19 protein-coding genes and 1 pseudogene are annotated in these 26274 nt (G+C 38.1%); 8 read left to right on the top strand and 12 right to left on the bottom strand.

The window, feature by feature from the left end; translation table 11 throughout:
* Positions 1–226 precede the first annotated feature (226 nt).
* From DL897_RS16960 to DL897_RS16950, 3 genes are all read right to left on the bottom strand, one after another.
* A complete protein-coding gene (locus DL897_RS16960) occupies positions 227–2179 on the bottom strand; it encodes an AMP-binding protein (protein WP_113660307.1) in 1953 nt (650 codons plus the stop codon).
* Between the two features lie 229 nt (positions 2180–2408).
* Positions 2409–3452 (bottom strand): DUF4179 domain-containing protein, encoded by a 1044-nt coding sequence (locus DL897_RS16955; RefSeq protein WP_113660306.1) that lies wholly within the window; start codon positions 3450–3452, stop codon positions 2409–2411.
* On the bottom strand, positions 3445–3972 hold the full coding sequence (locus tag DL897_RS16950; RefSeq protein ID WP_113660305.1) for a sigma-70 family RNA polymerase sigma factor: 528 nt from the start codon (positions 3970–3972) through the stop codon (positions 3445–3447). The genes DL897_RS16955 and DL897_RS16950 overlap by 8 nt, the downstream gene beginning before the upstream one ends.
* Before the next feature lie 313 nt (positions 3973–4285).
* Between DL897_RS16950 and DL897_RS16945 the strand changes: the two genes are divergently transcribed.
* Complete coding sequence (locus DL897_RS16945; RefSeq protein ID WP_113660304.1) at positions 4286–5014, top strand: alpha/beta hydrolase; 729 nt, start codon at positions 4286–4288, stop codon at positions 5012–5014.
* Between the two features lie 60 nt (positions 5015–5074).
* Here the strand turns inward: DL897_RS16945 and DL897_RS16940 are convergent, their stop codons facing one another.
* From DL897_RS16940 to DL897_RS16930, 3 genes are all read right to left on the bottom strand, one after another.
* Entirely contained in the window at positions 5075–5986 is a 912-nt protein-coding gene (locus DL897_RS16940) for a glycine-rich domain-containing protein (protein ID WP_113660303.1), read from the bottom strand.
* 178 nt (positions 5987–6164) lie between these two features.
* On the bottom strand, positions 6165–6581 hold the full coding sequence (locus DL897_RS16935; RefSeq protein WP_113660318.1) for a BrxA/BrxB family bacilliredoxin: 417 nt from the start codon (positions 6579–6581) through the stop codon (positions 6165–6167).
* 145 nt (positions 6582–6726) lie between these two features.
* The gene (locus tag DL897_RS16930; protein WP_113660302.1) at positions 6727–7305 is read right to left on the bottom strand and encodes a hypothetical protein; all 579 of its coding nucleotides are present in this window, start codon (positions 7303–7305) and stop codon (positions 6727–6729) included.
* 190 nt (positions 7306–7495) lie between these two features.
* On the opposite strand from DL897_RS16930, the gene DL897_RS16925 reads away from it, so the two are divergent.
* Complete coding sequence (locus DL897_RS16925; RefSeq protein ID WP_113660301.1) at positions 7496–9589, top strand: hypothetical protein; 2094 nt, start codon at positions 7496–7498, stop codon at positions 9587–9589.
* 780 nt (positions 9590–10369) lie between these two features.
* Here DL897_RS16925 and DL897_RS16915 read toward each other — a convergent pair.
* Complete coding sequence (locus DL897_RS16915; RefSeq protein ID WP_113660299.1) at positions 10370–11800, bottom strand: RtcB family protein; 1431 nt, start codon at positions 11798–11800, stop codon at positions 10370–10372.
* Positions 11801–12041: 241 nt separating this feature from the next.
* Between DL897_RS16915 and DL897_RS18745 the strand changes: the two are divergent.
* A pseudogene (locus DL897_RS18745) lies at positions 12042–12155 on the top strand (MBL fold metallo-hydrolase); the annotation flags it as partial.
* A gap of 163 nt (positions 12156–12318) precedes the next feature.
* On the opposite strand, the gene DL897_RS16905 reads toward DL897_RS18745, so the two are convergent.
* Entirely contained in the window at positions 12319–12846 is a 528-nt protein-coding gene (locus DL897_RS16905) for a hypothetical protein (protein WP_113660298.1), read from the bottom strand.
* A gap of 471 nt (positions 12847–13317) precedes the next feature.
* Between DL897_RS16905 and DL897_RS16900 the strand changes: the two genes are divergently transcribed.
* The gene (locus tag DL897_RS16900; RefSeq protein WP_113660297.1) at positions 13318–14598 is read left to right on the top strand and encodes a helix-turn-helix domain-containing protein; all 1281 of its coding nucleotides are present in this window, start codon (positions 13318–13320) and stop codon (positions 14596–14598) included.
* Between the two features lie 59 nt (positions 14599–14657).
* Here DL897_RS16900 and DL897_RS16895 read toward each other — a convergent pair whose 3' ends face one another.
* A complete protein-coding gene (locus tag DL897_RS16895; protein WP_113660296.1) occupies positions 14658–14882 on the bottom strand; it encodes a helix-turn-helix domain-containing protein in 225 nt (74 codons plus the stop codon).
* A 583-nt stretch (positions 14883–15465) separates the two neighbouring features.
* On the opposite strand from DL897_RS16895, the gene DL897_RS16890 reads away from it, so the two are divergent.
* From DL897_RS16890 to DL897_RS16875, 4 genes are all read left to right on the top strand, one after another.
* Positions 15466–16485: a sensor histidine kinase gene (locus DL897_RS16890; RefSeq protein ID WP_113660295.1), complete on the top strand. Its 1020-nt coding sequence runs from the start codon at positions 15466–15468 to the stop codon at positions 16483–16485.
* A gap of 22 nt (positions 16486–16507) precedes the next feature.
* Entirely contained in the window at positions 16508–18430 is a 1923-nt protein-coding gene (locus DL897_RS16885) for an ABC transporter permease (RefSeq protein ID WP_168188856.1), read from the top strand.
* Positions 18431–18764: 334 nt separating this feature from the next.
* A complete protein-coding gene (locus DL897_RS16880) occupies positions 18765–19535 on the top strand; it encodes an ABC transporter ATP-binding protein (protein WP_113660293.1) in 771 nt (256 codons plus the stop codon).
* Complete coding sequence (locus tag DL897_RS16875) at positions 19510–21432, top strand: FtsX-like permease family protein (RefSeq protein ID WP_113660292.1); 1923 nt, start codon at positions 19510–19512, stop codon at positions 21430–21432. The genes DL897_RS16880 and DL897_RS16875 overlap by 26 nt, the downstream gene beginning before the upstream one ends.
* A gap of 48 nt (positions 21433–21480) precedes the next feature.
* Here the strand turns inward: DL897_RS16875 and DL897_RS16870 are convergent, their stop codons facing one another.
* The 3 genes from DL897_RS16870 to DL897_RS16860 all read right to left on the bottom strand — a co-directional run bounded on the left by DL897_RS16870 (position 21481) and on the right by DL897_RS16860 (position 26263).
* Positions 21481–22179 (bottom strand): response regulator transcription factor, encoded by a 699-nt coding sequence (locus DL897_RS16870; RefSeq protein ID WP_113660291.1) that lies wholly within the window; start codon positions 22177–22179, stop codon positions 21481–21483.
* 156 nt (positions 22180–22335) lie between these two features.
* Positions 22336–24885, bottom strand: coding sequence for a polynucleotide kinase-phosphatase (locus tag DL897_RS16865; protein ID WP_113660290.1), 2550 nt, complete (start codon positions 24883–24885; stop codon positions 22336–22338).
* Positions 24866–26263, bottom strand: coding sequence for a 3' terminal RNA ribose 2'-O-methyltransferase Hen1 (locus tag DL897_RS16860; protein ID WP_113660289.1), 1398 nt, complete (start codon positions 26261–26263; stop codon positions 24866–24868). Before DL897_RS16860 ends, DL897_RS16865 begins: the two co-directional genes overlap by 20 nt.
* Positions 26264–26274 lie beyond the last annotated feature (11 nt).

The raw sequence follows: 26274 nt of genomic DNA, 5'->3' as shown, positions 1-26274 counted from the left end.
TGTAAAGCCATATATTATCATTTATCATAATTTTTTCTGCAGCTTTCTATGAAACGAGTATAAATATACAGATTGACTAAAAGTTCATAGAGTTGATAGTCCAATCGCTAGAAGAGTCGATAAGTCAAATAAAAAAGAGTAGAGTTGATTTTAGTTTAAGGTACATGCTCGGTTTTCTCTCAATAAATAACCCGGCTTTATCAAAGCCGAGTTATTTATTATAAGATCAGTTGGAATACCTAGCAAGCTGTTGAATCGCTTGTACAGCTTGCGGATTTTCTAGTGAAGAAATATCTCCAGTGTCTTTCCCTAAATAAGCAGCTTTGACCACACGACGTAAAATTTTCCCATTGCGTGTTTTGGGTAAGTCAGTAACGACATATATATGCTTTGGTTTTAGAGCTTTCCCCATGCGTTTACCGACAAAGTCAATCAATACCTCACTTAACTTGTCCTCTGGTAAGTGATTTCCTTGCCTTTTTAATACCACAAAACAGATAGGCACCTCACCTTTATCTGAATCCGGAATGCCAATTGTACAAGCCTCCACGACCTCTGGATAATCAACTAATACGGATTCCATCTCAGCAGGCCCCAAGCGCTTGCCAGCCACTTTAATGGTATCATCTGACCGACCTGTAATATACCAAAAACCTTGTTCATCTACTTTAACCCAATCTCCATGAACCCAAACCTTGGGCCAGCGATTCCAGTAAGTTTGTAAAAAGCGTTCTTCATCTTTCCAAAAACCTACGGTCATGCCTACCCAGGGTTGACGAATGACAAGCTCTCCAACTTCATTCTTTACTGAAGTACCATTTTCATCCCATACGTCGATATCCATTCCGGGTACAGGACCACTAAATCCACAAGGAACAAGTGGTTGAATCATCGTATTGGTTAAAATTCCACCAGAAGTTTCCGTACCGCCTGAATAGTTTAAAATTGGAACTTGCTTTTTCCCTACTTTTTCAAATAACCAATACCATGGTTCTGGATTCCACGGCTCACCTGTAGACCCAAAAGCACGTAAGCTACTAAGATCATAATGATCCAACCACTGATCTCCTTGTTTCATCAATGCTCTGATTAAGGTTGGAGAGATTCCTAAATGGCTTACACCATACCGCTCAACCATTTGCCATAAGCGATCAGGAGTGGGATAGTCTGGAGTTCCTTCATATAATAGCATGGTACTTCCATTCATAAGCGCCCCAAATACCATCCATGGTCCCATCATCCATCCCATATCGGTGACCCAAAATAGAACATCACCGACCCCGACATCCATACAGTATCCACTATCAAACGCTGCTTTAATAGGAAAGCCACTATGAACATGAACAGTACCTTTCGGCTTTCCAGTTGTCCCTGAAGTATAAATAATCATAAATGGATCATTCGCATCCGTCTCTTTGGGAGGAAGCGCTTTCACATCACTCCGAAGCGATTCCCATTCTACATCCCGCTTCTCATTCCATGGACAATCCCGATTCAGTCGTCGTACCGTAATTACTTTCTCAACCGATGGAGCTAAATCTGCAGCTCGGTCTGCTTCTTCTTTCATCGTTACCACTTTACCTCGTCGATAAAAACCATCTGCAGTAATCAAAAACTTGGCTTCACAATCCGTTGCTCTGGTTGCAATCGCATCAGCACCAAATCCAGAAAAACATGGCGTATAGATCGCACCGATCTTTGCTATGGCTAACATAGCCATCACTATCTCTGGAATCATCGGCAAATAGATAGCAACCCGATCCCCAGGCTTTAACCCCAGCTTAAGTAAACCATTTGCCACTTGATTCACTTCTTGGTATAAGTCCCGATACGTATATTTTTGTACCTGACCGTCTTCCCCTTCCCAAATCAAAGCAAGTCGATGACGAGCTAGTGGATCTTTCACAAACCGATCCAAACAGTTCGCTGTTACATTAAACTTACCATCTATAAACCAACGAGCCTTTGCCATCTCATCAACTTGACCTATCACTTGCCGATAAGGTTGTATCCATTCTAACTCGAGATCCTTCACTACTTCTTCCCATAACCATGCAATATTTTCTACAGAACGCTTATAAAAAGAGGGGTAATCAGTTAATCCATGCTTTTGCATCAATCGATAAAGTCGTGTCTGTTCGATCTGTTCCTGCTGTGGATACCAGACTGGTTGGTTCATTCTCAGATCACTCCAGTTATTGATAATATTCTTTCTTTATATTGTAAATCTTTATTTATGATAAAGCAAAGACTCGAAAAATATCAAATAAAAAGAGCGGTATATAATATAGATTTCTTCTTTATCGAATTTCTTGCCTAGTAGATTTAGGAAAATAGCCAACTCAAAATTAGAAAAAGCTTAGTCCTTCAATAGAACTAAGCTTTGACTCCAAGAAATCATTATCATTTTATCTTAATGGGATTTGTATTTGACCTATTTCTTTTCCTTTACTATTACCTCCATATATTTTTAGTGTTAACGATTTTGAGGTTTCCATTGGAGAAACATAAGTCAGACGAGTTGTTTTTAGATCTCTTGACTCATATAATGATTCAAGCTCTTTTCCTTTCTCATCATGAAGAGAAAAAGAGTAAGCATTCGCGTTTTCAATTTCTGTAAATTTGTTCAAATCAACCTGAATATAGGAACTACTTACCTTGACCTGTTTAATCTGAAGATGGATATCCCCGATATCTTTTTTAATATTTGGCTTATAAATTTGATTATTCTTTTCCTTTTGAGCAGTAACATTAAATTCAAACTGTAAAGGTTTTAAGGGCTTATTCAATTGTACGGCTTTGAACGTATCAGTATAATTCGCCTGAAGATTCAATTTCACTTTATCCGGTAATGGTTGATCGAGCTGAATACTCTCATAGCCAATCACGGTATAGTCATCTTTTACATCCTTTTGCCCAGATCCTGCTCCATTGATTAATTTACCATTGTGATGAGGTATAAAAGTAATGCTTGGAGGAGGTACTGGGACACTTTTCCCTTTTTTTGTTTTTAGTTTTGTCTCAAACTTTTCTTTCGATTTTATTTCATAACTAATGATCATACTGGTATCATCATAAATTAGATCTTTAATCGTTACTTTAACTCCTTCTTTCTCCAATGATTGATTTACTTGATTAGTAGTAACTCCTTTCTTAACAGCATTTTTTATACCATTATCTCCTACCTTATCAAAAATGGAACCGATGACAGGCACTTTATTGAGCGTAGCAGCAAAGCTAGGAGAGATAAAACCAGCAGTGATCGTACCCGCGATAGCCAAGGTAGCTGCGGCAGCGGTAAGCCATACTTTTTTCATTCTACTCCCTCTTTTCTTTGGTTCATGTAGTGAAGCTAAGGTTTCATCAATACGATTCATGACTATCTCGGGAACCTCATTCCACTCTTCTTGTAATCTTTTTTTGATTTCTTGATCCTCCGAAAATTTATTCATAGTGGATCATCCTTTCTTTACTTCCAGATAACCATTCAGATAAAATGGAGCGTGCTTTATAGAGACGTGATTTAACAGTTCCTTCAGGTATATCCAATAGGTTGGAGATTTGTTTTAAAGATAAATCTTCAAAATAATAAAGAATGACAACTAAACGTTGATGGGGTTCCAGATGATTAATTAGGTCTTTTATTTCCAATTCTTTATACTCATTTTGGGAATAGGATGATTCTTGTAGCTTTTCAAATGGGATCATTTTTTTGTTTTGTTTTAGGATTTGGTTACATTGGTTGATCAAAATACGAATGAGCCAAGTTTTAAAATAGTTTGGCTGTTTCAATTGATGTATGGACTGATAAGACTTTAAGATAGTCTCTTGAATAGCATCGGCACAATCGGAGTCATTTTTCAGGATGGCAAAAGCAATCCGATATAAATGAATTTGATAGTGGCGGATTAGCTTGGTAAAAGCCTCTTTTTCTCCGTTTTGGGCACGTTTTACTTCCAATTCTATTTCCAAGTGTTGTCCCTCCTCTTTGGTGCTTGTACTAATTAGATTGAAATAGAGAGGGTACGGTTTATCCTATCGATTCGATTTCGCATTTTTGACATAAAATAAGCCTATGTACTTTAAAGATACATAAGCTCTACTTCCCGATATCAATTACACTTATATTTACTTTTTGTATATAACCATAATGATCCTAGAACAGTCTATTTGAAAATATATCTTATGACCTATTTTCAAAGGTAGACTTTGGTAATTATGAATTACATAAGTAATTAGGGTATAGTAGAGATATACTCACATTTTATATAAAGAGTTGATGAATATGGTGCAAAAACAAGTGAAACGAATCATCAAAAGAGAAGTGATTTCAAGTAAATACCTTCACGAAGACAAGCAAGTGCTCATTTCTTTGCCTCCAGGATATGATGAGTCAAGTTCCTATCCTTGTTTGATCTTACATGATGGGGATGACTACTTTAATCTGGGGAGAATTGTTACTCAAGCGAATCAAATGATTAGCGAAGGGCAAATTAAACCACTGATTATGGTTGCGGTACCTGTACAAAAAAGCCTTCGTACCGAAGAGTATGCTCCTCATGGTGCACGACATGAACTTCATCAGCAATTTATCATGGATGAGTTACTACCTATGCTAAAAGAGCGCTATCCTGTGTCTCTAACTAGAGAAAACTGGGTGATTGGTGGTTCATCACTTGGAGCAGCTGCATCCTTACAATTAGCAATCAATCATCCACAGCAATTTACACATGTGCTTTCCCAATCGGGAGCATTTTTGTCTCAAACAACAGAACTAATTTGCCAGATGACTAATTTACAAGATCTTATCGTGTATCAATCGATTGGCAAGTCAGAGACAGCTGTAAGTACACATATGGGAAACTTAGATCTTGTCACACGTAATCGAGAAGTATATCGCCATCTTGTAGAGAAAAAAGCGACTGTTACATATAGGGAAAAAGAAGGAGATCACACCTGGGGCTTTTGGCAAAGGGATCTGCCAGAGGCACTTCATTTCTTCTTTAAAGCATAATCTAATCCAAATAAGAACAAGCTCCATGAACCAACAAGGAGTTTGTTCTTATTTTCTTTTTCAGTGGTAAGTATGTGGACTTGTCGTCTGTGAAATCTGTTGAAATAACACTTCATACTGTGGATAAAAATCATCATAGTGATAAGTTGATAAATAGATTACTCCCCTTATCTGAAGAAGTGTTGGCTGATTGGTTTTTTCTTTTAGATAATGATGATAAAAATCATGAGTATTGGTGCCAGAAACCTTAACAAAACGATTTTGTGACTTTATTTCATGAATCATAAACTGAATTAAAAATGAAATAATTTCGCCTGCTCCTGGAACATATTCGGCAGCCCTTTCATTAAAGTATTTCTTTTTTAACAGTTCAGGAGATAGTCTCTCAAAATCATGAAGAACTGATTTGGCTAACGGATGTTGCAAAAAAGTCCCCCAAGACATCTGACTATACTGAGAGGGCTGGAACAATAAAACATAAATGAGATCAAACCATGCTCTTTCGCTAGGATTAAATGGATTATTTTCTGAGGTATTCGGAATATGGTGTAACATCACTTTCAAATATTGCTGTGAAAATTGGCGATATTCACGTGTAAACATTAACATCTCATGCCAAACGGCATCCACTTGACTGCTATACATGGGGACAGATCGTAAAATGGCTGTCATCACTAAATAACGCTCCCATTCAAACCAACGATGCTCCCATTCTACCAAGCTGATATGATGTTGACGAATAACTCGCTCCTTGATCCGTTCCACATAATGTGGTGGATATGAAGTATGCAAATGATCAATTAACAATTTCATCTGCATCTGAAAATCAGTCGAGTGTGCTTGTATTCCTAAGTTGGGTAAATGGTCAGATAAGGTCGGCATTTCACGCTTTTTCCCCATCCTATAAAAGACATTGACCATGATTACCACAGCAATAAAAATCAGTAAGAGTACTGCCGCGATCCCTTCCATACACACCCCTCATTTATACTTTTTTATTTCTTCCAAACCGGCTATAGGATATTATTTTATTCCATTCTAAAATAATATCTACAAACCACTCAATAAAACAAAGTTATATGTACAGGAAGCAAAGAGATTATAAAATATAAATGCACTTACCTTTCTTGATGGGTAAGTGCATCTTTCATTAATCGCAATATTTATCATAAGCAGAAGTCAATTTGTGAGCAATCTCTTCCATGCTTGCTCCTTCAATTTCATGACGATGAACCATCGTAACTAACTTTCCATCTTTTAATAAGGCGAATGAAGGAGAAGAAGGTGGTTCTCCATCAAAATATTCACGAGCACGTGCTGTTGCTTCTCGATCTTGACCGGCAAAAACCGTGTACAAATGATCAGGTACTTTGTCATGTTTGAGTGATAGAGCTACACCTGGACGAGCAAGTCCAGCAGCACAACCACAGACAGAGTTCACAACGATTAACGTCGTTCCTTTCGCTGCCTCACCTTGTAAAGTTTCATCCACCTCTTCTGGTGTTTTTAACTCTTTTATACCCAAACGAGTCAGCTCATCACGCATGGGCTGAACCATCATTTGCATTTGTTGGAAATAGAAATTTTGCAACTTAATCCCTCCTTATATTTATTTTATCCAAATCCCAAGGAAACGTCTATGATGCAAAAAGAAAGACAAGGTAAATAAAAAAATGTAGCTTACAGATAAGGGTTTCTTGTATGGTGATTCCTTATCGATGTATTAACCATTCCTGAAATTGCTCTGGCGTCTGTACACCATCATCTAATACCGACTTATAAATATCATAGCTTGTCACTGTTTTTCCATACTCAGGTCGTTTGGCCCAAATATCCTTGATACTTAGGATCGATGCTCTTAATTCCGGATTGAGTCGATTAGGGATTGTCTTCATATGTATAAGATCAGGCTGTCTTTCTGGTTCATCAATGAACCAGATATCAAGCTTCCAATCGTGACCTCCACCAGACCGATACTTTATCCCAAGGTATAGCCCATCCGGATAGTGAGAATCAACCTTCCAAGTCCCTGAGTCATTACGGAACTGAACCTCCTGTACCCCTACATGAACCATTAATTTTGCACCTATCTGAGCTACAGCATCCATATTCAGCTTAGGACACACCACGGTGATATCCAAATCCCGCCAAACCATCAAACCTAAAGCAGCACTGCCAACACGTATAGGCTTTCCCATTGGACTAAGCAGGTCGTCGAGTTTTAATTCTTTCGCGACTTCAATCGCCTCCGCCTGAAGATTATTTTGTCGCTGTAGTAGTTCGTCAATCATATTTCCCCACCTAATTGATAAAATTTTTAATGAATTGCTCCTCATGGGTGCTTCCTTTTAATACGGTTTCTAAAAAGATAAAATATTGTATCTTAAAAAAACCTTCTTATCTACAAAAGAGGGTAAAAGTAAAATAAGAAGCGAATTTTTATACAATATTTACCGACTTATACTGGAAAGAAGGAAAATTATGAGTCATTTACAATCCTATTTACAAGAACTTCAAGAGTCACTTCAAGAGTTTAAAATTTCTGGAAACCATAAACAAAACGTAGAGAGGGCAGACATTTTTTTGGGATTTAAAGATGAACAAGATGATGCCCCAGGTCTGATCATTAACTATACTTATCCCGACCATGTCTCTTTATCTTCCCGGATTTATAGCTTAGATCCTTCTATCATTGATAAGTATATCCCAACAGAAAATGATTTTATCAATTATTCTTTTTACCTAGAAGATTTATCGTTGGACACCTGCTTTGCGTTTGTCCTTCTCTTTCTTCGATCCAAAAAGCTACCTCTCGATCAGCTCCCTACAAAATGGTTAAACTATATTAATCATTGGGAGCAAGAAGAAACACGTTCAACAGGTCTTCCCTTCCATTCTTGGGGGTGTCTGCATAATGCACTAGGTCATGCCTATATTTCTTATCAACAAGTGGGGCAAGAAATAGTAACCAATGATACCAAATTTAAAAAAGGCTTTATACAATGTCTTCGTTTTATCATTTCTGTTTTGCTAGCTGATGAGCTTGACCCAAGTAATCTTACGGAAGTAGACTGCGAAGCTTATCAAAAAGCGATGACATTCTTACGGTTTGAAGAGCAAAAATATTTACAACTTCTCAAGCATTCTATCACCGTTCAATTAGAACTTCCAGTGAAAGATTCCGATTTAAAGGTACTTGTAGATGCTTTAATCACAACCGAGAAAGTTGATTTTAAAGGTGTTCTTAAACATTTTGCTCGGACAGATACGCAAAATTCATGGACACAAAACGGCTTTGGCTTACTTGCTGTATATAAGCCGGAAAGCGGGCGCAATATTAGTGATTTTATGATTTCAGTTGACCCACATCTCAATGTTCACCTAAAAGATTTACAAATGAAACTCGAACAATTAGAGCAAGAAGCTCGTCAAAAATACAGGATAGATATCGAAGATGCTGTTCCTGCTTGGCAAGATGAGATTGGAAATAGCACCTTAATTTCTTCTCCCAAAGATCCACCTACTTTTTTAACTTGGAAACAAGTCGTTCATACGATTTGGGAACTCTACTGTCCCGCTCGCTCGATTAAAGTAAGAGGTTATCGGCATGATGATACTTTTGGGCATCTTTGTACGATGGATCAGTGCTTACCTTTATTTACAGATCCAAATATCCGTAAACATTTAACCATTGCCAAATGGGATGCGCAATATAACTATTCGACGATCGTATTTTCACCTACTATGAAAAAATTTATTGCTGCATGTGCTGCAAATCCCTTTGATTTTCCTAAACTTGAGGATCTCCCCAATGAATCCGACTTCGATATGATTGAGCTATCCGGTGGTGTAGCCGTGATTCATAAGCAAGGAATTATGCTTTTAGACGACTGGAATATCGAACTCGATGATTGGGTGATCGAAGTCATGGATTTTAGCCGATATGTCGATGAGTATCAAAGCTTACTTCAACAGTTTATCAACACCCGAAAAATCATTAATCGGATCACAAAGCAAATCGATTCGCTTTATCAAGACTTTTCATCTGGAAATTCCCCATCTCGTAAAGAGCTGGATAAACTAAACTTACAAACAACCAAGCAAAAAATCGAAATACGTAAAGCCATTTTAGAATCGATCACGACCAATCCTGATCCCAATCTAAAGACTTTTCGAGAAAAAGTAGAGCAACACTGGGGAATGGTCTCCGAGTTAGAGAAACTATATGAAACGGTTGTTGAAACGGAGAAAATACTAAATAATTTCGCAGAAGCTCGCACCAATTCATTAATACAGTTTATTACCTTATATGGTTTCCCCATGGTTTTATTTGCAGGCTTTTTTGAATTTGTCTTTGGTGATTTTGCTCAAACCTTCCCAGGTGGGATCTTTCTCGGAGTCCACTTTGGTGGCTTAGCTTTATTCCTCTTACTGTCCTTGATAGGTGTTTGGATCTTAGACCGAATTGTCAAAAGGAGACCTCCTTTCCAAACGAAAAGTAAAAAGAAAAAGTCAACCTCACGTCCAACCTTGAACAAAAAGCAGGATATAAATAATCGATCGCTACCTTTTTAGTTGAATAATAGGGTGGGGGTGAATAACCCCTATCCTTTCACACTACTGACATATCATTTATAGAAAAGAAGTGAGACTGCCTTGAAATCACGTTTTCTAGGATTGGGCTTTTTGAGCTTATCCATTTATCTATTGGGCATGGAGATCCTGTCTAGTAGCCTATTATTTATTTCTGTTTATTCAATCGATAACCATCGATGATCTATAAATTTGCCCATAGAAGCCCTTATAGTCATTTTTGGCTCGTTCTCTTAGTCTTGATCATCGTTTACTTCTTATTGGGACTCTATTTTTTATGGAAAAAGAGTGAGCCATCTTCAGCGAAAACGATGGGCTTTTGGGCTTTATCGAGTGGAACTTTTCTGTTTGGTATCAAATATTTACTAGAAACATTCTTATTTATGAGATTTTCTGACTTAACACATAATGAAGTCATTCATGCGTTTAAAAAGTGGAGTTTCATTTATGATTTAATGAATGGGATATTAATCCTATTATTTGTCACCACAATCGTTTGTTTCATCGTCTCAATGCTCCAATCTATTAGACGAAAAATGGTTTGATGATTTTCGATTAGCAAGAAAAGATACTTATTTTTTGAATAAATGATTACTTAGAATAAAAAGAACATCCAGTATACGATGGTTCATTTAAGTCTGACGATTCCAGTTATATCTATCAAAAGGGTTTGAAATGTAGTTCAATGAGTCGGAAGAAACAGCAAATCATTCATGGATATACGGCAAATAAACCCACCCAAAAATTAGGATGGGTTCATCATCACTTAACCCCTTTTATCACAGCCAGTGGCTTACACTCTGCCACCACCGAAGCTAAACCGGCCCCAACCACAGAGTCAATAATTTGATCGACGTCTTTATAAGCTTGGGGACATTCGTCTAGAATGCTTTCAAGAGTACGTTGGTTGACTAAGATCTCTTCATCGGTTCCAACTTGAAGTGAGTGAGCAAATTCGTCAATGGTTACCAACTGCTTCGTAGCTCGTCGTGAGCGAACCCGACCTGCTCCATGGCAGATCGAATAAAAGTTCTTTTCTCCCGCTTCTTCTCCGACCATGATATAAGATGAAGTTCCCATCGACCCAGGGATCAAAGCCGGATGACCTGTTTCCTTATAAGGAGCTGCATTTAAGAAATGACCAGCGGGCAGAGCACGGGTCGCTCCTTTACGATGTACCAACATGGGCTTATTGCGATGAAATTCCTTCAACGCATAGTTATGCATTAAGTCATATAAGACAGGCATTTCAAACTCAGAACCAAATACATCCTTTAATGCTTCATGTACACCATAGGCTAGCATATGACGATTGACAACTGCGAAGTTGAGCGCCGAATACATCAGGTTTAAGTATCGTTGTCCTACTTCAATATTGATCGGAGCATAAACTAAGTGAGGATCAGGCGATTCGACTCCCCATAACGCCATCTCATTCTTAAAGTCCTTCGTATAGCGTGGTCCAAGCATACCACCCCATGCCCTAGAACCGGAATGGATCATCACAATCACTTGTCCATCAAATAAGCCCCATTTTTCAGCAATCTCTCTATGATCCTCGCGAATAGAAATCACTTGAAATTCAATAAAATGATTACCGCCACCAAGGGTTCCAATCTGCTGCCAGGCTCTTTTCCACATCTTCTCTGGAATAAGATCCAAATATGCCTCATCGAAGCTAAATTTGGCATGTTCAACATGGGTTACTGAACGACGTTCGCCAGGAGTATAGCGATCAGGTACATATTGAGGTGGAAGCCCATGAATTCCTTCTTGTATGATTTTTTCAATACGAATATTTTTATAGCGTGAACTAGCATGTTCATTGACCGGAACATACTTCTCTACCATATTGATGATTCTACGCCGTAGTTTCTTATCTTGAATATCTGCTTTGGTTAAGGGAGTAAGGTGCACACGCATCCCACACCCAATATCAGAGCCAACAATAGATGGCGATACAAAACCATCACTCATATTCCAAACGGCTGTGGTTCCAATACAAGTCCCTATTCCCACATGAGCATCGGGTGTATAACTCATGTACACGTTACGAGGAATTCTTAAATTATTGTCAGCCATTTCGTAAACTTTGTCTTCCAACGATTGAAATACTTCATCATTGGCAAATACATGTAAATTTCCGTGCTCCAATTTTAATTCTTTATGATTTTTTCCGTGATTTTGAATCATCAGATCGAACCGCCTCTCTTTCTGATTGGTCACGCAGAAGAGTCAGGTCCGAGTGGAAAGGCTTTTCTATTATAACAAAAAAATTCCTATAATTAAAGCCATTCATTCAAAAAGGGATATTAACTAAAGACAAGTGATGTCTATCCTGTGGAACAAAATAGAGTCGGATGGATATTTTGCTGGAGATGCTTAATAGGACTCCCCATATTCTACCTGATGGAATGAACTGAAGGAATAAACTGCGATAACTGGACATGGAAGAGCTATGTCTGGTGATACCTTATCGATGGGACTAAAAAAGCTTGTTCAAGATTTTGAGCATGTTGCCATACCTGATTACGGACGCTATATTTAATCATTTATCACTGTTCTGTGCATGAACCTCTCTCACTTATGCTAACGCTAAGAAGTGGGAGTTTCTTACCATCAGAATCAAGAAGCTCTCACGTAATGACATTTGGGGGAGACGACAATTTCGACGAATGTACTCCACGAGCGGGGAAAGATCCCCGCTTTTGTTATGTATGTATAATTTTTTTTCTTTCCATGACTTCTTTTATTTTTCCAAAATCGCCATATGGAATGCTAATACGCTCAACATCTTGTGCCGAAAATGATACTTTTAGCTCATCAATGCCTACCGGATATCGATCCCATAACCAAGAAGCATTTTGAGCTAAATCATTGATATTTGATAGGCATACTACACCACAATAATCCAAAAACAAATCATTTTCATAAGTGCCTGTCGTACCAATCAACGAAAGAAAGTATTCAACGGCTTTTGGTGGAAAGCCCAGGGTTAATCCTAAGATTCTCTGAAATTCCTTTGATCTCGGTTGTAAATCTTTTGTTTTTTCAATAAATTGGCTTTTCAATTGATCCGTTTGGAAAAAAATACAGGCTGGATGTTCCTTTCTTATAGTGACGGGTTGATCTTCATCCGTCAAATGAGGAAAGCTCCAAAGTTGATCGTCATTGACTTCCTCAATAGTTGAAAACAATGATGGTTTAATTCCGAGAATAAAACTTTTTACCTCATCCATTTGATCACCACTTTTCTATTAATTATAACTTAGTTTTATAATATAGGTCCCCATGATGCAAGAAAAAAATCCCCCCATTAATTGGAGGGATTGAGAGAAAGAGAAGTTAGTAATTAAAATCCTCCAGCGTATTCCTAGTAGTCACATTTGGTACAATATAAATATCCTCTTTTATATTTCAATGTTCCTATTTGACAACGAGGGCATTTGTCACCATCATCCAATTTTCTAACCCACTTAAAGAATATGAAGCTCATGATGTAACTTCCCTCCCTTTTTCGTAAAATAACGTTACAAAAGTACTCAAATTTCCAGGCATCACCCCCTATCATGAATGGTCGGGTTCGATTGTACCTATTATTTGAATTTTTGAATGAACTTGCATATTATAGTCATTCGGAAAAATCCTTTTAAGGTCATTGAATATTTCCTTGATCTTCCGAGGTGGGATATCAAAAAGGAGGAGTTAAATTGGATAACTTGAAAGAACTAGGATTACGAATTCAACAAGAAAGATTTAATAGAAACATGACACAAAGGCAGCTAGCAGAGAAAACAGAAGGTTATATATCCATGTCAACCCTATCCAATATTGAAAAAGGTGCATGTAGAAATATTGAAAAGGTTAGATATATATTAAAACTTCTCAATATAAATGAGCTTGTGGAAGAAGGCGAGAATAAAGAAGAGGAGTTACGAAAATTAGAGCTAATGATAGCAGAAAATAATATCAATCTACTAAGGAAAAAGGTGGCTACTTGGCTTAATACAACGAAGATCACGGACTCAAATAAAATCGTAGTAAATTATCTGAAAGCAAGAAACCTGTATAAGCAAAAAGAATATGAGAAAGCAAAAGAGCAGTATACCAGAACTCTTGCGGAAATGAACCGCTTCCCTGTTGATGAGAAATCTAATATAAAATCAAGCTGCTTTAATGATCTATCCGTAATTGAACACATATATTGCAACAACACCGACAAGGCTTTATATTACTCTAATAGTGGAATAGACAGCTTTAGATACGAGGGTGAGCGAAAACATATATACGGAAATTTGTTAGCCAATAAATGTATTTATTTAAATCGTTTGGGCAGAACAGAAGAAGCACTCACCACAATGGAGGAACTTAAATCATCACATCATGTAGCAGTAGACGCAAAGTTGAGCATTATAGACTTAGAAGCATCAATAAAAGCAAACCAAAAAATGTACGATTCTGCTATACAACTTGCAATGGAAGGAATTGAGTTATCTAGAATTAACCTTAATTTTAATCGAAACTATCAGCTTACGACCACATTAGGAAAAATCTATAGAATCATGGGAGATCTTGATAAGGCAGAAATATGTTTAAATGGGGCGTTATCCCTCGAAAGGATAGTAACTAAAGATCATATTATTCCAGCAACGTATATCGAACTTGGATTAGTTTACATAGAAAAAGATGAATTTGAAAAAGCTATAGAAATATTAAATAAGGGTATGAATATTGCCAATAATGTAAACAACATGGTACAATACTTAAAAAGCAAATTAAATCTAGGGATAGTTCTTCTCCGAAAAGGTTATTCTGAAATGGCAGCAAATCACCTTGAAGATGCCTTTAGACTTGGAAAAGGAACTGCTCTTTTTGAAGAAATACTATTTAATCTATCCAAATGTTACTTACAATTGGGAGATCTGGATAAATATGTGAAGGTCTCCTCAATTTACTTTGAAAATGGAGGGATAAATCATGTTTCGTCTTGATCCAGATCCAACAGACACATAAGACAAAACCCACCTATTAGTAGGTGGGTTTCTTCATGTCATTGTTTTTCTTCCTCTTCTATTGTCACCTCAAATAAATCCTCCACTTTTACACCCAATGCGTAGGCAATGGTGAATAAATGGTCGTCCTTCCTCTGGGTTGTTCGGTCAAACCGTGAGATAGTGGCCTGGTTTAATCCCGTTTTTTCCGCAAGCATCAACTGTGTCCAACCTTTTTGTTTCAGAATTTTACTTAAGCAAGGTTTAGCCGTTAATTTAACCATGTTCTCCCACTCCCCTGTCCACTTATATATGAATAATACAGTAGTGAATAATTTTTAGTCAAATTACTTTTTTAACTATCGACTATACACAAGTGAATAATGTATATTTAAATTAGTACGACAAACAACAAAAAACAAGGAGGAATGTATCATGGGCTGGGGTCTATGAGATGAAGAGGGTATTTTAATGAGTCTTCTTCTTGTAGGGATAACGGGTGGTTTTCATTCCTTTTTGTAAGCAGGAGACTTCTTACGCAAGTCTGTTAAATAACTAAAAAAAAGGATGAATTTCTGGTTATGTGGTGGTATTATCCCCTCCAAGTAGAATATACTCCACATCTTCGATGTGTCCTCTTTGCATTGTCTACTTGATAGGGATAAGTCCAAGATAATACCATGGTGTCATCCCTATTTTAGTTGGTTTATGGTCTATAATCCTCTAAACATCCACTTATCACTCCCCTACAACAATGGATACCTCAAGCTCGCTGCCTATCTAATTTCGCATTTTTTATGAAGACCTATCGAAAAAGGGTAAAATACTAGAATCAACATCAAAGATCGGTTTATTGGAGGAATCATCATGAAACTTTTCTTACGTGAGCATACTTCCCTCATCGTGATTTACATCATTCAAATGCTACTTACTCCATTGATCTATTGGCTAGGCGGATATCATGATCGTTCTATTGCTTTATATGCCTTATTATTAAGTAGTTTTTTGCTTCTCGGCTATTTATGTTATCGCTATTTTAGCCATCAAGTTTTTTACCGTCGCCTATCTCGTCCTCTTGATGCCTTGGATGAGTCCTTACAAGAAACAGGACATACGCCTTTGGCTTACGCACTAAATCAATTATTGGAAACGCAATTCCAACATTATGAAAATAAAATTCATCATTACCAGCGGAAATTAGAAAGCCATATTACTTTTATTAACCAATGGGTCCATCAAATGAAAACGCCCCTTTCGGTCATTCATCTGACTATTCAAGATGAGGATGATCCCCTTTTTGCCAGTATTCAAGAAGAATTGGATCGCTTACAAAAGGGATTGGAGATGGTTTTATATACCTCACGGCTAGGACATTTCGAACATGACTTTCATGTTGAATCTATTCCGCTCTTTCATTTGGTGAAAAAGGTGATCTCGGAAAATAAGCGTCTCTTTATACGCAATCAAGTTTATCCGGAAATTCTTGTAGATGAACATATTGAAGTTTATTCTGATGAAAAATGGCTCCCTTTTATTCTAGGGCAATTGGTAACGAATGCAGTTCGTTATTCAGCTGGATCACATGAAAAAGTGACTATTTCTTCGTACTTACGCGAAAATCGTGTTGTATTAGAAGTCAAAGATCGAGGAATCGGCATTCCCAAACGAGATATCCGACGGGTGTTCGATCCATTTTTTACGGGACAACATGGCAGAGAATATCGTGAATCAACTGGGATGGGATTATATTTAGTTCGTGAAGGTTGTAGACGTCTCGGTCATCAAGTCGAATTAGAATCAGAAGCTGGAGTAGGGACAATCGTCCGTTTGATTTTGAAAGAAGGACAATCAAAGAAAAAAACACACACTGAAGTGGAAAACGAATAAGAACTGGATGAGGAGGGAGGCTATGCGTTTTTGGCAGTTTGCACTAAATAATGTAAGACGAAATGCTCATGCATACTCTGCTTATTTTTTAAGCAGCTCGTTTGCTGTTATGATTTTTTTTACATATGCCGTGTTTATTTTTCACCCGGATATCACCAAAAGTAGGCTAGGGGAATCAGTACGAATAGGGATGACTGCAGCAGAATTTGTGATTTTTGGTTTTTCATTTCTCTTTGTTTTGTTTTCAATTAGTGCATTTTTAAAAGCACGTAAGAATGATTTTGGCATTTTAATCATTTTAGGCGCTTCTGGAAAACAGCTTAACTATCTTATTTTCTTAGAAAATATGCTAATTGGGTCCGCATCGATTGCGGTCGGAATTGGAAGCGGGATGATCTTTTCCAAGCTATTTCTCCTGATCGGCACTCGTGTGATGGAGATCAAAAAACTTCCCATGTATCTACCTTGGGAAGCGATTAAACTAACCATTGGGGCTTTCTTTGCTTTATTTTTTATTATTTCTTGGTTTACAGTCCTATTTATTCGCCAAAACCAAGTTCTTGAATTTTTACAAGGAGCAAAGAAGCTTCAATCCGAGCCAAAAGTATCACCGTTTTTATCCATTGTATCTATTGTTGCTTTTACAGGTTCTATCTATTTATTCCAACATCCAACAAATAATATCATCCCTCTCATTTTACTTTTAAATATGATTGGTACTTATTTCTTCTTTTCACAGCTGATTGTTTTAGCCATCCTATTGTTGAAAAAAAATCGATGGCTTTTTTGGCGGGGTACCAATCTATTATGGATTTCGGACATGGCTTATAAAATGAAAGATAATGCCCGAATGCTTTCTATGGTCACCATCATCACGACGATGGCATGCACGTCGATCGGATTGGTTCTCATGATCGATCAACTAAACAAACAAATCTATCAGGATACCCCCTATGATTTAAAGTTTCGGATTCTGGAAGAGAAAGAAGGATTAGCAGACATCCAAACGATCGATCGAGAATTACAGCTTGCCGGGGTCAAAAAATATCAAAAAGTAGACATCCATCTTTCTTACTTTGACTTCAAGGAAATACTTCGACCTCTTGCAGTAATCAAACAATCCGATTTTCGCAAACTAGAGAAAGAGTTTGATTTGAAAATGGTTCCTATCCACTCAAATGAGGGGATTTATCTGGTTAATCCAATTCAGTGGAACCAAGAGCAACTTAAGTATCTCAACCAGTTCACACTAGACAAAAAGGATGTCACACTACAGATCGTTGAACAGTTCAAAAAAGCAGTGATCGGCTTGTCTGAAAATGTATTAGTCGTTTCTGACTCTACTTATCATCAATTAAAGCCTTTTCGCTCAGGTAATGAGGAGAAGTGGATCTATTATTTCATTCCCGAGTGGCCTAATCATATCATTCCTTATTCGAATTCACCGCAAGTAAAGGTAAGCGAGCAGTTAATCAAATGGAATCGAGATCGTCTAGATAAAAATGCGGGTGGACTCCTTCTTTCTCGTACAGACGAATATATCGAGTTAAAGCGATCCATGCGTATCATGATATTTATCGGACTTTTTATCGCAGCGATTTTCACCCTCTCCATGGCTAGCTTTCTTTACTTTAAGCTATATACCGATCTTGATCGAGAGCGACGCCATTATCTAATGGTTTCTAAATTGGGTTTAAGTGTAGAAGAAATAATGAGGTCTTCTTCCATACAAATTGCGATTCTCTTTTTTACCCCGCTAATCGTAGCGGCATTGCAAACAGGGTATGCTTTGGCTGAGATGAAAGTAATGTTCCATTTGTTGACCTATATATCTATTTCAAGGCCTGTAATGATAGCGATAGGAGGCTTTTTCTTAGCCCAACTGATCTATTTTTGGATTGTTCGCTCTCGATACTTAGCCCATCTAAAACGAGCCATGCTCTAAATCCCCATCTGATTCCATGTACTTTCGCTATGTAAGACATTATAGAAGTTCTTAGAGACCTCGTCTCTTAGAGCTTCTTATCCTGTATAGACAGGGCATGAGGTCGACTTAGACAAAAAATGTCTCCCCTCGTTACCTTATTTCTAGTTGATTGATACTACTGTGGCTTGCTTGGTTTCAAGAGGCGCTGTTTCCCTTAGCGTTTCTTTTTCTATCTTACAAAGAAGTAATATTCCATTAAGGTAAATCCATAGAAAGAAAGAGCGCTGTCCATTAAAGTATGAATGAAGTTACAACCCATGAGGCAATTTACGAAATGAAAGGAGAACCATTCATGGAAATGTTACAAGTTCATAGCTTAAGTAAAGTATATTCAGGTAAAGTAGCTACTCGGGCTCTTTCAGATATTAACTTAACCATCGAACAAGGAGAATTTGTAGGTATTATGGGACCGTCTGGTAGCGGGAAAACAACGCTGCTTAACATGGTATCGACGATTGATTCGCCTAGCTCAGGTGAAGTATTGATTAACGGAAAAAATCCACACCGATTAAAGAAAAATGACTTAGCACGATTTCGTCGTAGACATCTCGGCTTCGTTTTCCAAGATTTCAACTTACTGGACACCCTAACGATTGCTGAGAATATCGTATTGCCACTTACGTTGGATAAAAAAAGTGTGAAGGAGATGGATCAAAAGTTACGAGAAGTTGCTGATAAACTGGGGATTACTCCGATTCTAAATAAGCGGACCTATGAGGTATCAGGAGGACAAAAGCAACGAGCAGCAGTAGCCCGGGCGATTATCCATTCTCCATCTCTACTTCTAGCTGACGAACCGACAGGAGCTCTTGATTCCAAGTCATCTCGGGCAGTCATGGAAATGATGGAAATGATTAACCAAACGGATGGAACAACGATGATGTTAGTAACCCATGATTCACTTGCCGCAAGTTATTGTCACCGGGTGATTTTTATTAAAGATGGGGAGCTATATAACGAAATTCATCGTGGAAATAGTCGTCAGGCCTTTTTCCAAGAAATTATCGATATGCTGTCGTTTTTAGGAGGGAACGCTCATGAACTTTCGTCAGTTCGCGTTTAATAACGTCAGACGAAATGCTCGCGCTTACTCCGCATACTTCTTAAGTAGTTCGTTTGCAGTGATGATCTTTTTTGCTTATGCGGTCTTTATCTTTCATCCTGAAATTGGGAAAACACCTCTAGGAGCTACAGCGAAAATTTTAATGCAAGGCGCAGAGTATATCATTTTCGTCTTTTCATTCCTGTTCGTCTTATATTCAAATAGTGCCTTTTTAAAAGTAAGGCAAAAGGAATTCGGCATTTTAACAATTTTAGGAGCAGCTAAAGGGCAAATAAATCGCCTCATTTTCTTAGAAAACATCATCATTGGTTTTGCATCTGTGATTACAGGTATAGTAGGTGGATTCCTCCTTTCTCAGGTCTTTCTTTACTATGGAGCCAAAATCATGGAAGTAAAAAAGTTTTCTATGTACCTTCCTTCGAAAGCGATCGGAATCACAGCTGCTTCCTTCTTAGGATTATTTTTATTTATCTCCTTACTTACGACCTTTTTTGTTCGTCAAAACCGCGTTCTTGAATTATTACAAGGAGCAAAAAAACCAAAAACAGAGCCAAAGGCATCGATTTTGTTATCTCTGTTATCCATATTAACGATTGGCACAGCGATTTTTATTGTTAGTACCATGGAATTTGATGAAGCAACAATGCTTTATACTCTTGCGTTAGGTAGTATCGGTACCTATTTCTTATATACTCAACTTAGTATTTATATCATTCGTCTCCTGAAGAAAAATCGTCTCTTCTTCTGGCGGGGAGCCAATCTCTTATGGATCTCTGAGATGGCTTATAAGTTAAAAGATAATGCTCGTATGTTTTTTATGGTTACCATCATTACCACAGTAGCTTGTAGTGCTGTAGGTGGAATTCTCTCCCTAAGAGAGACAAATGAAAAGATGTATACCGCCAATCCCTTTCCGATAAGTTATCAACCTTTAAAAGATGGCAATTGGCAAGCCGATGTGAAAAAAATTGACCAAACACTAGGCCAAGCTGGATCACAATATGAAAAAATAAAAGTAATGACAAGCCGGATTGTCTTTAAAGAGATCCATGATAAATATGGAGTCAATATCATCAAACAGTCTGATTTTAACCATCTGGCGAAAGCTTTACATGTGGAACCTCTTCCCTTGCAACCGGGTGAAGCCATTTTTGTCGAGTCTAATATGACCAAGCGAAAAGAAAAGCTTAATCATCTACAAAGGCTTACATCAGATCAAGGAAATAAAAAACTGAAGGTTATCCAACAAATCGAATCGGGTATGCAAAGATATGTTGTGGTCTCTGATATTACCTATATTCAATTAAAATCACATATAAAAGAGGCAGAAAATAAGGATGAGATAGAATTTTTTTATGATATTCCTGCATGGAAAAACGATCAATTACCCAATTCCAGCTCTCCAGAAGTACAAGTGGGACAGAAATTACAAAGTTGGAATCAAGCAAACTTAGATAAAGGTAATTTCAACGGCTTTTTAACAACTCGTGGTGGAATGTATGATGAAATGAAAAAAGGAACAGCTGTGATTATGTTTGTTGGACTATTTATCGCTGCGATTTTCTCCGTATCGATGGCTAGTTTCCTTTACTTCAAGCTTTATACGGAATTAAATCAAGATCAACAAATCTATCATGGGCTGTCCAGAATTGGACTTAGCCTCCGAGAAATGAAAAAAGCAGCAACCATCCAAATCGCTTCTCTTTTCTTTATTCCACTCATTATTGCAGGTATTGAAACATGGATCGTTTTACAATCGCTAACCAAAGCGCTGGCTCTCGATTCGGCCTTTTTGCCTGTAGCGATTGCCATCAGCGGTTTTTTCGTAGCACAACTCATCTACTTCATTGTAGTTCGTTCTCGCTATGTATCTCAGTTAAATCGAGTCATGGTATGAATTGAAGTGACCCGTATCACCTTGAAGTGATACGGGTAGTGTTGATCCTTAGGACTGCTTCCAAATCACTTTCAGCATATATCCTGCCCCTCTCACTGTCTCAATCGCATTGCCGATTCCTAATTCTTTTAGTTTCTTACGAACACGGGTTACATAAACATTTAACGTATTATCATCAATAAAATGTTGATCATCCCATAATTTCTCTAGCAAGCGATCTCGGCTAACCACACGTTTAGGACGACTCATCAATACTTCAAGCAATGTAGACTCTTTCTGGGTTAGCTCTACGCTTTGATCATTTAACGTTAGCGTAAGACGCTCAGGATAAAGAACTAAACCTGATACTTCCACTGTTCTCTCTCCTTGTCTCATCGCATATTCTCCATAAGCTCTTCGAAGATGACTACGGATCTTAGCCATGACTAATTCATAGTCAAATGGCTTCGTGATATAGTCATCAGCCCCATTTTCTAATGCCATCACCTGATCCATCTTACTATCCCGTGCAGAAATAAACAGAATAGGACACGTAGAAAGGGTTCGAATCTGGCGACACCAATAAAAACCATCATATTTTGGTAAATTGATATCAAGTAAAACCATATCTGGTTGCGTTTCTCGAAATCGCTCTAATACACGATCAAAATCAGTGATAGTCACCGCGTGATAACCATATTTATCAATATGGGATTGTAGGAGCTTCATAATTTTCATATCATCTTCGACAATCATAATCGTAAACATGAGAACCCTACTTTCATCTATCTTTAAGTTTGGCTGAATGAATACATCTTATCTAATCCATATTATTCTCTCATTTTCTATTTCCAAATAGAACTTTCTATCCAAAGTTAAAATAAATCGGCTTAGCCCAAGGCTAAACCGACACACTTTCTTCTATTACAATGTAGGGTCTACCGGTTCTGATTCTAATGCCAAAATACCAAAGACACACTCATGAATGCGATATAAAGGCTCTTGGTTAATAAATCGCTCCAACGCTTCAAGCCCTAAGGAAAACTCTCGCAAAGCTAAACTTCTTTTTTTCCGTAGCCCGCGGGCTCGTAAGCGATTTAAATGTTCATGATCGGTATACTCGGGTCCATAAATAATCCGTAAATACTCACGTCCCCGACACTTAATCGCAGGTTGAATCAGTCCTTTGGGACCATAGGGAACAAAAGCAAGTGGCTTTACCACCATTCCTTCCCCACCTTGTGCAGTAATATCTTCCCACCACTGGATTCCAGATTCTATACTTGCTGGATCTTGTAAGTCGATCACTTGATAACGAGTAGCGAGCAACACTTCATTGTCGAATTGACAAAATTGATTGATTTGCCGCATATGCCATAGATGATCTTTATCTGAATGCATTTTCCCTTCTGTTGCCAAAAGATGAAATGGAGCCAATTTTAAATCAGCTGGTGACTCAACCTGCCAACAGTACCTGCGATATGCATTGATAAAACGCTGACTATTGTCCAAGCGGTGTTGATATCGAGTCAATAATCCATCAATCTCTACACCATTTTGCCGTGCTTGTTCGATTAGCTTTACAGAACCTGAAAGTGAATGGACTGCTGATGCACCTACAGCTGCATACTGTGTACGTAGTAACTCTTGCGCTTTAGCTGACCAAGGCATTAACTCACAATCGAGGCACACCCAATCCGTTTGGAATTCTTCCCAGAAGCCAGCTTGATCCAGAGCTTGCCCAAGCCGCTTTAATAATATATACTCCCATTTTCTTTCTGTAAAAAAGCGACGCCCTGTTCGTGTATAGCATATACCATTTGCACCTTGAGATAAGCCAAAGCGTTTTTGTGCGACCTCTTCTGTACGACATACAATCACAATGGCTCGCGATCCCATATGTTTCTCTTCACACACAACATGAGTAATTCCTTGCTTTGCATAATAAGCGAACGCCTCACGTGGATGCTCTAGATCATCACCATTCGGAGTGGTTTCGGATGGTGACATGGTCGGTGGTAAATAGATAAGCCATTTCGGATTCACAGTGTAACGACTCAGCGCTTCCACAGCAGCAATGGCATTTTCTTCATGAATACGGATGGCAGGTAGATAACGTGTTTGAATCATTTTCGCTGATACATCTTCGATATCTAACAAGCTAGAGTTACCTTTACATTCCTCTATTCTCCCTTGACTCCATCCAGGATTTTCCACATAGACTTGCTTTGCAGGAACAGAAACAATCTGTTTTTCTGGATAACGTAACGCGGTCAATGCCCCGCCAAATACACAACCTGTATCAATATTTACCGTTTGATTTAACCAAACGGGGTCACGATGTGGCGTGTGTCCGAATACCACAAAAGCCCGGCCTCGATAGTCTTTAGCCCATTCCACTCGAATGGGTAAACCATACTGATCCACTTCGCCTGTGGTTTCACCATAAAGAGCATATTCACGAACTTCACGCGAATCCCGGCCCTGATACTCTTCCTTTAAGCCCGCATGGGCGACGACCAGTTTTCCTTGATCAAACACGTAGTGGCTTACCACACTATCTAAAAACTGTCGTACTCGCTCTATCCACTCTGCTGATTCTCGCTCAAACTGATCCAGTGTCACTTCTAAACCATAATTAATCTGTACGTTTCGTCCATTTAGTTTACGTAATAACTTGTCATCATGATTTCCCATAACCATATAGGCTATGCCTGATTCAACCATATCCATAACCAAGCGAAGAACATCAGGGCTATTAGGGCCTCGGTCTACTAAATCACCTACAAATACAACTTTACGTCCTTCAGGTGGGGTCACCTTAAAGTGTTTATCACTGGTTTGTCTGGTTTCCTCGATGACATAACCAAGCTTTTCTAATAAATTCACCAGTTCGTCGAAGCAACCATGTACATCTCCAATAATATCAAGTGCACTTGTTTCATCTCTTTTATCTGTCCACAGTGGTTGTGATTTAATTTTTGCTACGTCTACTTCTTCTGGACTATTTAAGCGGTATATATATCGAAAGCCTTCTTTTTTGAGTCGTTTTAGAGATTTCTTTAATTGGATACAATGGGAATGAATCACACGACGTGGCAGTTTTCGATCTGCTCGTTGTTCATTTTGCTTAAAACAATCTTTTTCGGAGAGATTAAATACGATCACAACAGGTATCACATGATATTTCCGAGCGATTCCAAGTAACTGTTTTCTACCATTTTCCTGTAAGTTGGTTGCATCAATTACTGTTCTCTTGCCCATTTTAAGACGTTTTTCAACTACAGCATGTAGAATTTCAAAAGCGTCTTTGGAAACAGACTGATCATTTTCATCATCTACAATCATGCCACGAAAAAAATCAGACGAAAGCACTTCCGTAGGCAAAAAATGTTTCTTCGCAAATGTTGATTTGCCTGATCCTGATGCCCCCATTAATACGACTAATGAACTATTAGGAATTGTTATCTCCATGAACCTCACCATTTCTTAATTGAAATATAGCCATTTGTGTAGGGCTTCCTACTTCTTCATCAATTGGTCCTACCGAAGCCCACTTCACTTCATACTCAAATCGATTAGCAACTTGCTTTGCCCAAGCTTGAAACTCTGCCCGTGTCCATTCAAATCGATGATCCTTATGGCGAAATTGTCCAGATGCCAGACTTTCAAAGCGTACATTGTACTCCACATTGGGTGTGGTTAAAATAACGATGTTGTGTCGTGCATGGCCGAATAATATCTGTTCAAAAGCAGAAAGTTGCTCTATTTCCAAATGCTCAATCACTTCGACTACTGTTGCAGCATCAAATCCAATCCATCGCTTATCCCGATATAATACAGACCCGTGCCATAACTCCACCTGATTCATTTTTTGCCGTTCGAGTCTGGATTTCGCAATTTGCAAAGAAGTGTAAGAAACATCTACACCGACAATCCGGGTAAAACACTTTTCATTACCAAGCAATCGTAATAACTTACCGTCACCACATCCGAGATCCAATACACTTTTTGCTCCCAATAACTTGAGCTGATCGACCACTTGCTGTAGACGAATATCATGTAAGCGAAATGGCTTTTCCGCTTTTTCTTCTAATTCCTCTGACTCTTCATCATCAAGCATCGGGTTATGCAATTCTTCCAAATGTGAAATAGCGGTAGCTACGAGCTTATTACTATACTTTAGGTAACGCTTTGTAATTAGCTCATATTCAGGATGAGTAGATAGCCATTTTTCTCCATGCTTGAACAGCTTACCTAGCTCATCTTCTCCTACGAAGTAGTGCTTTTGATTATCCAAAACAGGAATTAACACATATAAATGAGATAATAAGTCCTTAAGACCAATTTCTTGACGTAAAGTAAGCTGATAATAAGGGCTTCTTCCCCATTCAGGAAACTGTTCATCTAAAGGAATTTCTATTAATTGAATTTCATAACCTAAAGGCTCAAATAACCTCTTAATCAGTTGTTTTCCACCACGTGAGGGAATTGCAGCTAACGTTGCTTCAAGTGGAATTCTCTTTTCCACCAGCTCAGGATATTGCTTACATCGTCCTGACAAAGCGGATGAATATACTTGAGCAATCGCTACACTTAAAAAAGAAGATGCAACATATGGGCGATCATTGACATACTTAAAATGCGACGATTTCTGTCCCCCACGAATGAGTCCAATGGGGTCAATATCTAAGAGTAAGGTCGCTGTACAGCGACCTTCTGAAGCTTCTGGATAAAATACATGAACTTGTCCAAAAGATAGCGAAAAAGACTGTGCACGTGCTGGATGTTTATGTAATAAAAAACCTAAGTCAGTCGCTGGTTGATGTGTTGATGTAATAGATAAATACATGTTTCTTCCTC

This window comes from Thermoflavimicrobium daqui (genome assembly GCF_003313465.1).
In the GTDB taxonomy this organism is placed as follows: domain Bacteria; phylum Bacillota; class Bacilli; order Thermoactinomycetales; family Thermoactinomycetaceae; genus Thermoflavimicrobium; species Thermoflavimicrobium daqui.
The sequence above is the reverse complement of the archived record's forward strand: the minus strand, read 5'-3'. Positions and strand labels throughout refer to the sequence as shown.